The sequence below is a fragment of the Devosia sp. ZW T5_3 genome (assembly GCF_044987315.1).
Lineage (GTDB): Bacteria > Pseudomonadota > Alphaproteobacteria > Rhizobiales > Devosiaceae > Devosia.
Genome location: NZ_JBJDRE010000014.1, coordinates 38,719 through 52,338 on the forward strand (window position 1 = coordinate 38,719; position 13,620 = coordinate 52,338).

The window sequence follows — 13,620 nt, forward strand, 5'->3', positions numbered from 1 at the left end:
AAAGTGCGTTCAGACTGCGGGCACAACCGGGCCGGTGGCAGTGCTGAGATGGGGAGAAACGGTGTCGAGCAGAGGCAGGGCAGCGGCGCCCAGGGCGGCGGTCAGTTGGCCGGTCTGGCCGCGCAGCACGCGGGGCGTGGTGCGCATGCGGCGGCTGGAGACCGAAACGGGCAGCGGATCGAGCGCTGATATCACCGCGTCGAGCACGGAATCAGGCAGGCCGCCGCCAAAGATGATGGTTTCGGGATCGAAGATGTTTTCGAGCATGCCCACCGTGGGCGCCAAATAATCGGCGGCGCTGGCGATCCAGCCCATCAGATGGGGATTATTGTCGTCATGCAGCGCCTGAATGTCATCGACATTGGCGGCATAGATGCCGGCCAGTGCCAGCTGTTCGCGCAGGGCATAGACCGAGACGAAGCGCTCCAGCGCTCCGGCCGCGCCATAGCTGGTTTTGCCCTTGCGGGGCACCAGCCCGACATGGCCGATTTCGCCGGCATTGCCGAAGGCGCCACGCAGCGGGCGCCCATCCTGAATGACGCCGAGACCCAGGCCGACGCCGAAATAAAGGTAACAAAAATTCCCGCTTTGGCGCCCGGCGCCGTAGAGGCGCTCGCCGACGGCGGCGGCGGTAGCATCATTTTCGAGCACGACGCTTTCGCCCGTCGCCTTGGCGATGAGCTTGACCGGATCGGCGCCGGTCCAGCCGGGCAGGGTGGCGGGACCGACCGAGCTCATGCCCTCGATATCGAAGGGGCCGGGCATCACCACGCCAACGCCGAGCAATCTGGTGTCCTGTGCGGAGGCGCGCAGCTTGGCGATTTCTTCGGCCACCTTGCCGGGAATGTAATCCGGATCGGTCCGCTCCAAGGGGCTGATCGATTGGGCGCGCAGCCCGCCCGAGAGGTCGAGCAGCACGGTGACCATGTGGTCGGCCGCGATTTCGACGCCGACGGTAACCGGCCCATTGGGATTGACCGCGAACTGGATCGGCGGCTGGCCGCGGCCCGAGCGCATGCGGCCCAGCTCGACCAGCAGGCCCTCGTCGAGCAATTCTTCCACGATATTGGCCACGGCTTGCGCGGTGAGCTGGGCGCGGCGGGCAATTTCGGTGCGGCCCAGATGGCCGTGCAGGCGGATGACCTCGAGGACGACGCGGCGATTATGCGCGCGATTGCGTTCGGGATTGCTGCCGATCGCCACGCGCTGGCGCAAATTGCGCTTGTCCTGACTGCTCAAGAACCGCCCCCCTGATCATGGGTCAACTACCACATCCCTTAACACAGGTTGGGATTCGACCATTTACCCACGGTGTCATTCCCGCGAAAGCGGGAACCTCCGTTTACCGGGCTCTCCAAACAAACAGAGGTTCCCGCTTTCGCGGGAATGACCCGGTGGGGATTATGTCAATCTGCCAATCCCGACCTTCATACCGTACCCGTGCAGAACAATAACTCAAGTAGATTATTTTATTGACAAGCGAGTGTCACATGGCTGACGTTTGCCGCTGGGAATGGCGAAGTTCGCCCTTCTGCAAGGAAGGCCGGCTGAGGATGAAGCGGGCCATTTGGAGGTTATCAATGCGCAATAAGGCAAAACTGGCCGGGCTCGCGGCTGGCATCAGCTTCCTGGCGCTGGGCTCGGCCCAGGCCGTGGAAATCGAATATTGGCAATATGTTTTCGACACTCGCGTGCAGGCCATGGACCAGCTGATCGAGAAGTTCGAAGCGGCCAATCCCGACATCACCGTCAAGCAGGTCACCTTCCCCTATGCCGACTATCAGACGCGCGTTGTCGCGGCCAAGGTCGCCGGGCAGGGCCCGGACGTGGTGCAGTTGTTCTATGGCTGGCTCGACAATTTCGTGAATGGCGAGCTGATCCAGCCGCTTGATCCGGCGGTGTTCCCGCCAGCTGAAATCGAAGCCGATTTCTTCCCCATCGTTTCGGCGATGAAGCGCGGCGACGCCTATTATGGCCTGCCGACCGCCGTGCGTTCGCTGGCTCTGTTCTACAATAAGGCGCTGTTCACCGAAGCCGGGCTCGATCCGGCCAATCCGCCGCAGAACCTCGTCGATTTCCTGGCGGCTGCCGAAGCCACCACCAAGCGCGATGGCGGCGGCAATATCACCAGCGCCGGTGTGACCCTCGACATGGCCGGCCAGGACCATCACTGGTGGCGCGAAGTGCTGATCCGCCAGAATGGCGGCGTGCCTTATGACGAAGCGGGCAATGTCGCCTATAATGACGCTGCCGGCGCTGCGGCGCTGAAATATTACACCGATCTGCAGACCGCCTCCAAGGTCGGCCAGGTCGGCTTCATGGATGAAGGCCAGGCGGCGTTCCGCGCGGGTCTTGCCGCCATGACCATCGACGGCACGTTCCGGCTCGGCGCCTTTGCCGACAATCCGTTCGAATGGGGCGTCACCGAATTGCCGGCCGATGCCAATGGCCTGCGCTCGAACTATTCGAGCTATTTCGCCAATGCCATCGGCTCGGGCGCCCAGGGTGAAGAGCTGGCGGCTTCCCAGAAGTTCCTCGCCTATATCACCTCGCCCGAGGCCATGGAAATCTGGCTCAACGTGGTGGGTGAATTGCCGGCCCGCCGCGACGTCGCCCTGACCGAGGCCAATCTGGCCGACCCGATCCGCGCGCCGTTCCTCAAAGGTCTTGAATACGCACACACCACCAAGTTCTATGACGAAGCCGGGCAGCGCCAGGTCGCCATCGACATGGTCAATCGCGTGCTGCTCGAAGGCCAGTCCATCGAAGATTCGATTGCTGCGGCCGCCACGGCCGAGCAGGCGATCATCGACGCGGCAACCAAGTAGGAAGCGCCATGGCGTCGGACACCATCACGGGGGAGGCGGCCCGCGGCCGCCTCTGGGACCGTTTCAGCATCAAGACGAAGCGGGTCATCTGGGCCTGGACATTTCTGGCCCTGCCGATCCTGTTCTATGCGGGCATAAGGTTCTATCCGACGCTGCAGGCGTTCTGGCTGTCCCTGACGGATTGGGATTTGCTGCGCCCGGCCAATTTCATCGGCCTGGCCAATTACCAGAAAATGTTTGCCGATCCCGTGTTCTGGAAGGTTTTCCAGAACACCTTTCTGTACCTGCTGATCGGCACGCCGCTCAGCCTGGTCCTGTCCTTCGTGATCGCCTTCTATCTCGATCGCGTCCGCTTCATGCACGGCTTTATCCGGGCGCTGTACTTCCTGCCGTTTCTTACCACGGCGGCGGCCATGGGCTGGGTGTGGCGCTGGTTCTACCAGCCGGTGCCCATCGGGGTGATCAATGGCATGCTGGGTTCGCTCGGCATCGCCCAACAGCCGTTCCTGCGCTCGACCGTGCAGGCGCTGCCCACCGTGCTCGCGCCCGCCATCTGGGCCGGGCTGGGGTTCCAGATCATCATCTTCATGGCCGGCCTGCGCGCCATTCCCTCCACCTTTTACGAGGCGGCGCGGATCGATGGTCTGGGCGAATGGGCCATCCTGCGCAAGATCACCATTCCGCTGCTCAAGCCCACCACAGTGTTCCTCGTGGTGTTCTCCTCCATCGGCTTCCTGCGCATTTTCGACCAGGTCTACAACATGACCACCAACGATCCCGGCGGGCCGCTCAATGCGACCAAGCCGCTGGTGCTCATGATCTACCAGACCGCGTTTTCATCCTATCAGATGGGCTATGCCGCCGCCCAAACGGTGGTGCTGTTCTCCATCCTGCTCGCCGTCTCGCTGCTTCAGCTCTGGATCATGAGGGAAAAGAAATGACCGCCATGCCCTCGACCGAGCTGCGCGCCAACCGACTTGATATTCGCCCCGGCCGGATCATCGCCTGGACCATCCTGCTGATCGGCGGGCTGATCATGGTCACCCCGCTGCTGTTCATGTTCTCGACCTCGCTCAAGACGGCGGGGCAGGTTTACGACCTGCGCCTGATCCCGGCGGCGCCCACCTTCGAGAACTACATCAAGGTGCTGGGCGATGGCCGCTTCATGCGGTGGTTCTTCAACTCCACCTTCATCGCGCTGACGGTCACCGTGTCCAATGTGTTCTTCGACAGCCTGGTCGGTTACACGCTCGCCAAATTCGAGTTCCGCGGCCGCTATTTCATCTTCCTGGCCATTCTCTCGACGCTGATGATCCCCACCGAAATGCTGGTGATCCCCTGGTATCTGATGAGCAGCCAGCTTGGTTGGCTCGACACCTATTGGGGCATCATGTTCCCCGGCATGATGACGGCCTTCGGCACCTTCCTGATGAAGCAGTTCTTTGAAACCGTGCCCAATGACTTCCTCGAGGCGGCGCGGGTGGATGGACTCAACGAATTCACCATCTGGTGGAAGATCGCCATGCCCATGGTGGTCCCGGCCATCTCGGCGCTGGCCATCTTCACCTTTCTGGGCAATTGGACGGCCTTTTTCTGGCCGCTGATCGTGACCACGTCCAAGGAGCTCTACACCCTGCCGGTGGGCCTCTCGAGCTTTGCGGTCGAGCAATCCATCAAGTGGGAAATGATCATGACCGGCGCGGCGCTGGCCACCATCCCGACGCTGCTGGTGTTCCTCGTGCTGCAACGCTTCATCGTGCGCGGCGTCATGCTGGCCGGGCTCAAGGGGTAGATCATGACCGATCCAAGATTGACCGATAGCTCGGTTTTCCCCGATCCCGTCTACAAGGAAACCGTGCTGCGCCCGCTGTTCGATGGCGCCAAGAACCACCATGTCGCGGCCTTCCGCGCCGTCGACCGCGCCCATCTGGTCATGCTGGCCGAAACCGGCATTCTCGATGCCGATCAGGCCGGCAAGATCGCCGGCGCGCTCGAGGCCATCGATGCCGAGGTGGACCCCACGACGCTGGTCTATACCGGGGAGGTCGAGGACTTCTTCTTCCTCATCGAAAAGGAACTCAAAAAGCGCCTCGGCCCCGATCTGGCCGGGCGCTTGCATACGGCGCGGTCGCGCAACGATATCGACCACACCCTGTTCAAGTTGGGGCTCAAGGCGCGGCTCGACATATTGATCGGCAAGGCGTTGGCCTTGCACGAGGCGCTGGTGGCGGCGGCCGAGCGGGAAAAGGCGACGCTGATCGTCGCCTATACCCACGGCCAGCCGGCGCAGCCCACCACGTTCGGGCATTACCTTTCGGCGGTGATCGAGGTGCTGGCGCGCGATATCGACCGGCTGTTCGAAGCCTATGGGATTGTCGATCTGTCGCCCATGGGCGCGGCGGCGATCACCACGTCGGGCTTTGCCACCGACCGGGCGCGCGTGGCCGAATTGTTGGGCTTTGCCGCGCCGCTGCAGAATTCCTATAGCTGCATCGCGGCGGTCGACTACATCACCTCGACCTATGGCGCGCTTGAACTGATGTTCCTGCATCTGGGCCGGCCGATCCAGGATCTGCAATTCTGGACCAGCTTCGAGGTCGGGCAGATCTACGTGCCTAATGCGCTGGTGCAGATCTCCTCGATCATGCCGCAAAAGCGCAATCCAGTGCCGATCGAGCATCTGCGCCACCTGGCGAGCCAGACCTTCGGGCGGGCGCGGGCCATGCTCGACATCATGCACAACACGCCGTTCACCGATATGAACGACAGCGAAGGCGAAACCCAATCCATGGGCTATCAGGCCTTTGACAGTGCCGAGCGTGTGCTCGATCTGCTGGCGGCGCTGGTCGCCCAGATCAAGGTCGATCCGGCGCGGGTGGCCAACAATATCCGCCGCTCCTGCATCACCATTACCGAACTGGCCGATAGCCTGGTTCGCCGCGAGGGCTTGTCCTTCCGGGAGGGCCATGAAATCGCCGCCGCAGTGGCGCGGGCCGTGGTGGCCATGGAAGGCGATCTGGTCAGCGACGGCTATGCGCCCTTCCTGGCGGCTTTTGAAAAAGCCACCGGCCGCAAGACCACGATCGACGCAGCGACCTTCGCCGAACTGGTGTCGCCCGAATATTTCGTTGCCGTGCGCACCCGCTTCGGGGGCCCGGCGCCCGCCCCGCTCGAAGCGGCCATTGCCGGTTACCAGACGCGCGGCAGGGAATTTGCCGCTCGCCTTCACACACTTATGCAGCGCGAAGCCGCAGCTGCACAGCAGCTCAAACAGCGTTTCGACGCATTGAAGGGAAATGCCTGATGGCCAAGATCGAACTTCAGGGACTGGTCAAGGAATATGCCAAGACGCGCGCCGTCCATGGCATCAACCTCACCATTGAAGATGGCGAATTCGTCGTCTTTGTCGGCCCTTCCGGCTGCGGCAAATCCACCACTTTGCGCATGATCGCGGGGCTGGAAGACATTTCCGGCGGCAATCTGCTGATTGGCGACGAAGTGGTGAACCAGCGCGAACCCAAGCAGCGCAACATCGCCATGGTGTTCCAGAACTACGCCATCTATCCGCATATGACCGTGGGCCAGAATATCGGCTTCGGGCTCTATACCTCCAAGCTCCCCAAGGCCGAAAAGCAGCGGCTGATCGAGGAAGCCGCCAAGGTGCTGGGGCTCGAAAAGCTGCTCGACCGCCGTCCCGCTGCCTTGTCCGGCGGCCAGCGCCAGCGCGTCGCCATCGGCCGCGCCATGGTGCGCGAACCGGCGGCGTTCCTGTTCGACGAACCGCTCTCCAATCTCGATGCGCAATTGCGCGCCCAGATGCGGCTTGAGATCAAGCGGCTGCATCATCGGCTGGGCACCACCATCGTCTATGTGACGCATGACCAGATCGAAGCCATGACCATGGCCGACAAGATCGTCGTTATGCGCGATGGCCACATCCTGCAGGTTGGCACGCCGACCGATCTCTATGAGCATCCGGTCGATATCTTCACCGCCCGCTTTATCGGCAGCCCCTCGATGAACCTGGTTTCCGGCACGCTCAGCGCCGGTGGCCTCGCCATCGAGGGCACCAAATGGGATGGCGGCAAGCTCGATTTCCCCGATGCGCCGATCAAGATTGGCGTGCGCCCGCATGATCTGATCGTGGGCACCGAAGGGCCGGGCCTGACGCTGTCGGGCGAGGTGGTTGCGGTGGAGCCGCTGGGGTCGGAAACGCTGGTGCATCTGGCGGTTGGCGGGGAAACCGTCATCGCCACGGCGCCGGGCCGCGTCGTGCCCAAGGTTGGTTCCACGCTGGCGGCACGGGCCGAGCCGGGCTCGCTCTACCTGTTCGATGCGGCAACAGAGCGGGCGCTGGGCCGGGCATGACTTCGATACAATCGCGCGGCCAGGCCATGCTGAGCCTGGGCCGCATCTATTGCGACATGGTGTTCAACGGATTGGACGCCATGCCCGAACTCGGGCGCGAACTCTTCGCGCGGGATTTTACCATCACGCCCGGCGGCGGCGCCCTGATCACGGCCGCGCATGCCGTGGCGCTGGGCCGCCCAACCGTGCTGCTGGCCCGCTTCGGCACCGATGCGGTGTCGAACGCGCTGGAGGGGCAGATCGATGCTTTGGGCATCGATTTGCGGTTTCTCGACCGGCATCCATCGGCGGGTCCGCAGGTGACCGTGGTTATGGTGCAGCAGGAAGAACGCGCATTCCTCTCGCGGCGGGCGGGGCACGCTCTGCCCGCGACGTTCGAAGCGGCGCTGGACTGGAGCGAGGCGGGGCATTTGCACATTGCCGAATATGCCACGCTGCACGAAATCCCGACGGCTATCGCGGCGGCCAAGACGCGTGGGCTGACGGTGTCGCTCGATCCGAGCTGGGATGCCGAACTGATCAAGGACCCGATGTTTTTCGAACGCGCGGCCGGGATCGATGTGTTCCTGCCCAATCTGGAAGAGGCGCGTGCCCTGACCCATTGCGAGGCGCCGGAGGAGGCTTTGGCACGGCTGATGCGGCATTTCCCGGTGGTGGCGCTCAAATGCGGTGGGGATGGTGCGATGCTGGCAATGGATGGGCAGGTCATCCGGCGCTCTACGCCGCCAGTCGAGGTGGTGGATACGACGGGCGCCGGCGACGCGTTCAATGCCGGGTTTTTGCATACCTGGCTGGATGGCGCGGCGATGGATGTGTGCCTGGCTGCAGCGATTGAGGCGGGCTCGCGGTCGGTGCAGGCGACGGGGGGGACCGGGAGCCTGGGGACGGCGCATCACGTGGCTTGAGGGTGGAATGACACTGTGCTGAGGAGGGCGCGGGGGGATTTCTGAGGTCTTTAACCCGGCAACTTATACCGCGAGCCAACGCACCCATTATCCTTCCAATACCGCGCCACGGGCACAAAGCTACCCCGGGCCAGCATCTGTATCTGCGCGGTATAGGCCATGGCCTGGCACTCGTCGGTGCCGGTCACCACATGCACCATTTCGTGCAGGATCGTGGTTTCGCGCAGCAGATCGGCGCCCGGCGTGAAGAATTGCGGGCAGAGGAACATGTGCGCGGCGTCGCTATTGGCGACCCCGGCGACATAGGCCGCAAATTTGGCGCAGGAGCCTTTCTCGCTGTCCTCGATGACAAAGATTACGTCCCGCGCGCTGCCGGTCCGTGCGGAATGAAACCGCCGCGCCTTGAGGGCATCGCGATAGGCTGACGTGTCAACGCCCATCATGGCCGCGCCCAGCTGGGGCAGGGCGCGCTCGAAGGTGCGGGTTGCGTCGGCAATGGCCTGGTCCAGCAGATCGGCCTGTTGTGCCTGAACCGGCAGGGCAAAGAGCGCCACGACAAGAGCGGCCAGCAAACGCAGCAACATAACAAGACCTTCGCAAGTGCCAGGGCTTGTAGCGCGGATCATGCCCCGGCGGGAAGGGCGGGGCTGGTCAGGAATGTTTGACCGGATTGAGCTGGCGCCAGGCCTCGTATTCCTCGCGCGCATCGGCATGGAGCGGATAATAGCGTTGCAGCGGCGCGCCCTCCATCAGCTTCATGCGGGAGAAATCTTCCCATTCGTGGTGCTCGGCCGATTTGGCGATGACTTCGGCGGCGAGCGCCACCGGCAGCACCACGGCGCCATCGTCATCGGCCACGATGATATCGCCGGGAATGACGGTGACCCCGCCACAGGCGATCGGCACATTGACGGCAAAGGGCATCAACCCGGTCTGGGTGTGGAAATTGGGCGTCCAGCCGCGCACCCACAGCGGCAGGTCGAGCTTTTTGAGATTGGGGTAATCGCGCAGGCACCCGTCAATGATCATGCCGGCGCCGCCGCGGCCTTTGAAATAGGTGCTCATCATGTCGCCGAATACGCCGGCCGTCATGTCACCGCGCGCATCGACCACGACGATGTCACCTTCCTCCACGTGATAGAGCACATGGCGATGCAACTGCTTTTCGGGGTCGGCATATTCGCCGTCGCCGTACAGATCCTCGCGCTTGGGCATGAATTGCAGCGTCAGCGCCGGGCCGACGATCGACTTGCCCTTGTTCCAGCTGACAGGTCCCTGAATGTGGGGATTGCGAATGCCCATATGGCCCAGCGTGCCGGCCACTGTGGCCGAGCCGATATCCTTGAGCGCCGCGATAATGTCCTTGGATGGGCGGGTAATGCCGGGTGTGTGTGTCATGAAAATCTCCTTTGGCCAGCTGGCCCTACCAATTGGTGACTGATCCGTCGGTGCGCCGCAGATGCGGGGCTTCCCAGAATTTGAAGCTCTGCTTTTTCACCAGCTCCTCATCGACCTCGACGCCCAGGCCGGGGGCATCGGTGACGTCGTAGACCGCGCCATTGAGGCGGGGCTGGCTGGTGAAAATGCCGGCGTCGTCGAAGCCGTGGTAGAGTTCGCCCGGCGAGGCGCGGGTTTCGAGCCAGGCGAAATTGGCGACTGCCGCGGAAAAGTGGATGGTGGCTGCCGTGCAGATCGGGCCGAGCGGATTGTGCGGCATCATGTCGACATAATGCGCCTCGCTCCAGCCGGCGACCTTCATCGCCTCGGTCAGGCCGCCGACATTGCACACATCGATCCGGTTGAACTGGTGAATGTCGCGTTCGATGTAAGGCAGGAATTGCCACTTGCTGGCGAATTCCTCGCCGATGGCAAAGGGCACGTCGGTCATTTTCCGCAGTGCCTCATAGGCCTCTGGCGTCTCGTCGCGGATTGGTTCTTCGAGGAAGTCGAGGGTGCCGGAGGGCATTTTCTGGCAATAGCTGGCGGCCTCCGCCACCGACAGGCGGTGGTGATAATCCACGCCCAGCACCACTTCCTCGCCCAGCGCCTCGCGGGCTTTGACGCACCATTTGGCGGTTTCGGCGATGGATTGGCGCGGCTCGTAGATATTCTTGCTGCCGTGGTCGGCGGGGAACAGGCGAAGAGCGTTCCAGCCCAGCGCCATCAGCTCCTTGGCCTGCTCGATCATTTCGGGGCCGCATGGCCCCTTGGTGGTGGCGAAGGTGGGAATGTGGTTGCGCTGCTTGCCGCCCAGCAATTGATAGACCGGCACGCCCAGCGCCTTGCCCTTGATGTCATGCAGGGCAATGTCGATGGCCGAAATTGCGGCGGTCAGCACGCGGCCGCCCTCGAAATACTGGCTGCGATACATTTCCTGCCACAGCGCACCGATGGCCATCGGATCGCGCCCGATGAGGAATTCGCGATAATGCTCGATGGCCCCGGCCACCGCCTTTTCGCGCCCGGAAAGCCCGCTTTCGCCCCAGCCGTAAATGCCTTCGTCGGTCTCCACCTTGACGATGAGCTGGTTTCGAATGCCGACCCAGGTGGGGTAGGGGATGATGGCGGTGATTTTCATCAATGATACTCAGGCGGCCTGAAGGGCCATGGTGGTGGCCCCGTCGAACAGGTGCATGCGTGCCTGGTCGAATTCGACCCACACCTTTTCGTCGGGAGCGATGACGACGGACGGGTCGAGGCTGATATTGACCACCGCGCCGCTGATGAAGACCTGGGCGAAGGTGACGTCGCCGGTAGGTTCCACCGTATAGACCTTGCCCGGCACCGCGCCGGGCGCCGCTGCTTTGTGCAGCTTGAGCGTCGAGTGCCGCGCGCCCAGCACCACCTTGCCATTGCTTGAAGCATTGGCCTTGCGGGCGTTGAACGCCGATAGCGGCAGCTCCCAGCCCTCCTCGGGGCTGCGCAGCGACGCCTCGGTGCCCTTGCTGACCACATCGAGCGGGATCAGGCTCATGGCCGGGCTGCCGACAAAGCTGGCGACGAAGGTATTGACCGGGTGGGCAAACACATTGGCCGGGCTGTCATATTGCTGCAGCAGGCCGCCATTCATTACCGCCATCTTGTCGGCCATGGTGACGGCTTCGAGCTGGTCATGGGTCACGTAAACCACCGTGGCATTGAGGTTGTGGTGGAAGCGCTTGATCTCGGATCGCATCTGCACGCGCAGCTTGGCGTCGAGATTGGAGAGCGGCTCATCCATCAGGAATACGGCGGGATCGCGCACCAGCGCCCGCCCCAAAGCGACGCGCTGCTGCTGGCCGCCGGACAGCTCGCGCGGCTTGCGTTCGAGCAGGTGGGTGATGTCGAGGAGCTTGGCGGCGTCCTGCACCTTCTTGTCGATTTCCGCCTTGGGCAGCTTGCGCATCTGCAGGGGGAAGGCGAGGTTTTTGTAGACTGATTTCTGCGGGTAGAGCGCATAGTTCTGGAACACCATGGCGATGTCGCGATCCTTGGGATCGAGATCGTTGACCACGCGGTCGCCGATGGAAATGTCGCCGCCACTCATGGGCAAGAGGCCCGCGATCAGGTTCAGCGTCGTGGTCTTGCCGCAGCCGGAGGGGCCGACCAGGGCGACGAACTCACCATCGTTGACGGTGAAGCTGACATCGTTGACGGCATACAGGCTGCCGTAAGTCTTCATGACGTGCTCGAGGACAATCCCGGCCATCTTCGGCTCCTAATGTTTGACGGCGCCTTCGGTGAGGGCACGCACGAAGTATTTTTGCAGGACGAGGAACAGCACGACGACGGGCACGCTCATGATGAAGGTGGCCGCCATCAGGCCGGGCCAGTCGGTCGCATTCTCCGAAAAGAAGCGCTGGATGCCGACCGGCAGCGTCATCTGCGACTGCTTGGTGAGGAAGGTGTAGGCGTAGATGTATTCGTTCCACGCCCCGATGAAGCTGTAGATCGAGGTGGCGATAATGCCCGGCGTCGAGAGCGGCATGACGATGAATATGAAGGCCTGGAACCGCGTGGCGCCGTCGATGCGGGCCGCCTGTTCGAGCTGGATCGGGATATTGTCGTAAAAGCCCTTGAGCAGCCAGATCGCCAGCGGCAGGCCGAAGGTGAGATAGGTCAGGATCAGCGAGCCGTGGGTGTTCACCAGGCCCAGCGCCTTCATCAGGATGAAGAGCGGCACGAGGAACACCACCGCCGGGAACATGTTGCGCAGCAGCACCGCGAAGAACAGGAAGTTGCGCCCGGGGAAGCGGAAGCGCGAGAACGCGTAGGCCGCCGGCACCGCCACCACCACCGCCAGGATCGTGGTGATGGTCGAAACCCAGAGCGAGTTCCAGAAATAGTGCAGGAAATCTTGCCCGATGCGACCCGAGGGATCGAGCAGCCGCATATAGTTTTCCAGCGTCGGCTCGGCGGGCCACCATTGCGGTGGGTATTGCATCGCCGCAAAACCGGTCTTGAGCGAGGTGATGATCATCCAGATCATCGGCATCACGGTGAAGCCCAGCACCAGCACCAGGAACAGCCGCCCGGACCAGCGCCACCAGTCGACGCTGCGCCGCCGCACGGCGCTTTCGGTCATCGCGGTCATGCGCCGGCCCTCTTGTCATCGCCGCGGGTGAGGGCGCGGACATAGAAATAGCCCAGCACCATCATGATCAGGAACAGCAGCACCGCATAGGCCGCGCCAACCCCCCAGTTCTGGCGCAGGAAGGCCAGCTCGTAGATGTGAGTGATCCAGATCTGCGTCGAGCCCACCGGCCCGCCGCCCGTCATGATGAAGGGAATGATGAACGAGTTGAAATTCTGCACCACCAACAGCAGCACCGTCACCGTCGAGACGCCCTGCAATTGCGGGAAGGTCACGTGCCAGAACCGCTGCCAGGCCGTGGCGCCATCCACCTGCGCCGCCCGCAACAGGGATTCGGGCACGGTTTGCAACCCGGCCATCAGCATGATCATGGCGAAGGAGAACTCCTTCCACACATTGACGACGATCAGGGCGTAGAGCGAGGTGGTGGAGTTATCGATGAAATTGACCGGGCCCCTGGTCAGGCCGATCGCGTTGAGCAATGCGCCGATGGCGCCGAAATCGGAATGGTAAAGCCACTTCCACACATAGGAGGCGGCCACTGCGCTGACCACCCAGGGGATCAGCAACAGGCCGCGCAGCAGTGCCCGGCCGATGAAGGCCCGATGCAGCGCCAGGGCCGCGCCCAGCCCGATCATGAATGAGAACAGCGTCGACAGCACGGTCCAGATGATGGTCTGCCAGGTGACCTTCCAGAAGATCGCGCTGTTGAGGACCGTCGCGTAATTGTCGAAGCCGGTGAAGGTCTTGTCGGCCAGCGACAGGCTGGCTGGGGTTTTATAGAAGCTGAGCTCGATCGTGTAATAGACCGGATAGGCGATCACGATCAGCATCACCAGCAGCGCTGGTGCAATATAGAGATAGTCGAAGCGGCTGGTGTACATGCGCTGGCCGAGATTGGCCCGCTTGGGCGCCTGGCCAGGAACATCCCGGAAGATCGCTTGTC

13 protein-coding genes are annotated in these 13,620 nt (G+C 62.7%); 6 read left to right on the forward strand and 7 right to left on the reverse strand.

The genetic code is table 11. The annotated features are described in order from the left end of the window. Positions 1 to 9 precede the first annotated feature (9 nt). Complete coding sequence (locus tag ACI3KW_RS17065) at positions 10 to 1,239, reverse strand: ROK family protein (RefSeq protein ID WP_404849085.1); 1,230 nt, start codon at positions 1,237 to 1,239, stop codon at positions 10 to 12. Between the two features lie 341 nt (positions 1,240 to 1,580). On the opposite strand from ACI3KW_RS17065, the gene ACI3KW_RS17070 reads away from it, so the two are divergent. Genes ACI3KW_RS17070 through ACI3KW_RS17095 form a run of 6 tightly spaced genes read left to right on the forward strand, consistent with a single transcriptional unit; the run spans position 1,581 to position 8,101 of the window. Then, entirely contained in the window at positions 1,581 to 2,828 is a 1,248-nt protein-coding gene (locus ACI3KW_RS17070; RefSeq protein WP_404849086.1) for an extracellular solute-binding protein, read from the forward strand. An 8-nt stretch (positions 2,829 to 2,836) separates the two neighbouring features. Then, a complete protein-coding gene (locus ACI3KW_RS17075; RefSeq protein WP_404849087.1) occupies positions 2,837 to 3,769 on the forward strand; it encodes a carbohydrate ABC transporter permease in 933 nt (310 codons plus the stop codon). Between the two features lie 5 nt (positions 3,770 to 3,774). Next, complete coding sequence (locus ACI3KW_RS17080) at positions 3,775 to 4,620, forward strand: carbohydrate ABC transporter permease (RefSeq protein WP_113124030.1); 846 nt, start codon at positions 3,775 to 3,777, stop codon at positions 4,618 to 4,620. Positions 4,621 to 4,623: 3 nt separating this feature from the next. After that, positions 4,624 to 6,132 (forward strand): argininosuccinate lyase, encoded by a 1,509-nt coding sequence (gene argH / locus ACI3KW_RS17085; RefSeq protein WP_404849088.1) that lies wholly within the window; start codon positions 4,624 to 4,626, stop codon positions 6,130 to 6,132. Then, positions 6,132 to 7,196, forward strand: coding sequence for an ABC transporter ATP-binding protein (locus tag ACI3KW_RS17090; protein WP_035100206.1), 1,065 nt, complete (start codon positions 6,132 to 6,134; stop codon positions 7,194 to 7,196). The genes argH and ACI3KW_RS17090 overlap by 1 nt, the downstream gene beginning before the upstream one ends. Next, on the forward strand, positions 7,193 to 8,101 hold the full coding sequence (locus tag ACI3KW_RS17095) for a carbohydrate kinase family protein (RefSeq protein WP_404849089.1): 909 nt from the start codon (positions 7,193 to 7,195) through the stop codon (positions 8,099 to 8,101). The genes ACI3KW_RS17090 and ACI3KW_RS17095 overlap by 4 nt, the downstream gene beginning before the upstream one ends. A 50-nt stretch (positions 8,102 to 8,151) precedes the next feature. Here ACI3KW_RS17095 and ACI3KW_RS17100 read toward each other — a convergent pair whose 3' ends face one another. The 6 genes from ACI3KW_RS17100 to ACI3KW_RS17125 all read right to left on the reverse strand — a co-directional run bounded on the left by ACI3KW_RS17100 (position 8,152) and on the right by ACI3KW_RS17125 (position 13,558). Beyond that, the gene (locus ACI3KW_RS17100) at positions 8,152 to 8,685 is read right to left on the reverse strand and encodes a hypothetical protein (RefSeq protein WP_404849090.1); all 534 of its coding nucleotides are present in this window, start codon (positions 8,683 to 8,685) and stop codon (positions 8,152 to 8,154) included. Positions 8,686 to 8,752: 67 nt separating this feature from the next. Next, entirely contained in the window at positions 8,753 to 9,499 is a 747-nt protein-coding gene (locus ACI3KW_RS17105; RefSeq protein ID WP_404849091.1) for a ribonuclease activity regulator RraA, read from the reverse strand. 25 nt (positions 9,500 to 9,524) lie between these two features. Further along, a complete protein-coding gene (locus ACI3KW_RS17110; protein WP_404849092.1) occupies positions 9,525 to 10,679 on the reverse strand; it encodes a mandelate racemase/muconate lactonizing enzyme family protein in 1,155 nt (384 codons plus the stop codon). Between the two features lie 9 nt (positions 10,680 to 10,688). After that, positions 10,689 to 11,789 (reverse strand): ABC transporter ATP-binding protein, encoded by a 1,101-nt coding sequence (locus ACI3KW_RS17115; RefSeq protein WP_404849093.1) that lies wholly within the window; start codon positions 11,787 to 11,789, stop codon positions 10,689 to 10,691. 9 nt (positions 11,790 to 11,798) lie between these two features. Then, complete coding sequence (locus ACI3KW_RS17120) at positions 11,799 to 12,674, reverse strand: carbohydrate ABC transporter permease (protein ID WP_404849094.1); 876 nt, start codon at positions 12,672 to 12,674, stop codon at positions 11,799 to 11,801. Then, the gene (locus ACI3KW_RS17125) at positions 12,671 to 13,558 is read right to left on the reverse strand and encodes a carbohydrate ABC transporter permease (RefSeq protein ID WP_113124107.1); all 888 of its coding nucleotides are present in this window, start codon (positions 13,556 to 13,558) and stop codon (positions 12,671 to 12,673) included. The genes ACI3KW_RS17120 and ACI3KW_RS17125 overlap by 4 nt, the downstream gene beginning before the upstream one ends. Between the last annotated feature and the right edge of the window lie 62 nt (positions 13,559 to 13,620).

Excerpts from the sequence above, each read along its gene's own strand:
- ACI3KW_RS17070 (WP_404849086.1), top strand. The coding sequence starts at position 1,581 with ATGCGCAATAAGGCAAAACTGGCCGGGCTCGCGGCTGGCATCAGCTTC.
- ACI3KW_RS17075 (WP_404849087.1), top strand. The coding sequence starts at position 2,837 with ATGGCGTCGGACACCATCACGGGGGAGGCGGCCCGCGGCCGCCTCTGG.
- ACI3KW_RS17080 (WP_113124030.1), top strand. The coding sequence starts at position 3,775 with ATGCCCTCGACCGAGCTGCGCGCCAACCGACTTGATATTCGCCCCGGC.
- argH (WP_404849088.1), top strand. The coding sequence starts at position 4,624 with ATGACCGATCCAAGATTGACCGATAGCTCGGTTTTCCCCGATCCCGTC.
- ACI3KW_RS17090 (WP_035100206.1), top strand. The coding sequence starts at position 6,132 with ATGGCCAAGATCGAACTTCAGGGACTGGTCAAGGAATATGCCAAGACG.
- ACI3KW_RS17095 (WP_404849089.1), top strand. The coding sequence starts at position 7,193 with ATGACTTCGATACAATCGCGCGGCCAGGCCATGCTGAGCCTGGGCCGC.
- ACI3KW_RS17100 (WP_404849090.1), bottom strand. The coding sequence starts at position 8,685 with ATGTTGCTGCGTTTGCTGGCCGCTCTTGTCGTGGCGCTCTTTGCCCTG.
- ACI3KW_RS17105 (WP_404849091.1), bottom strand. The coding sequence starts at position 9,499 with ATGACACACACACCCGGCATTACCCGCCCATCCAAGGACATTATCGCG.
- ACI3KW_RS17110 (WP_404849092.1), bottom strand. The coding sequence starts at position 10,679 with ATGAAAATCACCGCCATCATCCCCTACCCCACCTGGGTCGGCATTCGA.
- ACI3KW_RS17115 (WP_404849093.1), bottom strand. The coding sequence starts at position 11,789 with ATGGCCGGGATTGTCCTCGAGCACGTCATGAAGACTTACGGCAGCCTG.
- ACI3KW_RS17120 (WP_404849094.1), bottom strand. The coding sequence starts at position 12,674 with ATGACCGCGATGACCGAAAGCGCCGTGCGGCGGCGCAGCGTCGACTGG.
- ACI3KW_RS17125 (WP_113124107.1), bottom strand. The coding sequence starts at position 13,558 with ATGTACACCAGCCGCTTCGACTATCTCTATATTGCACCAGCGCTGCTG.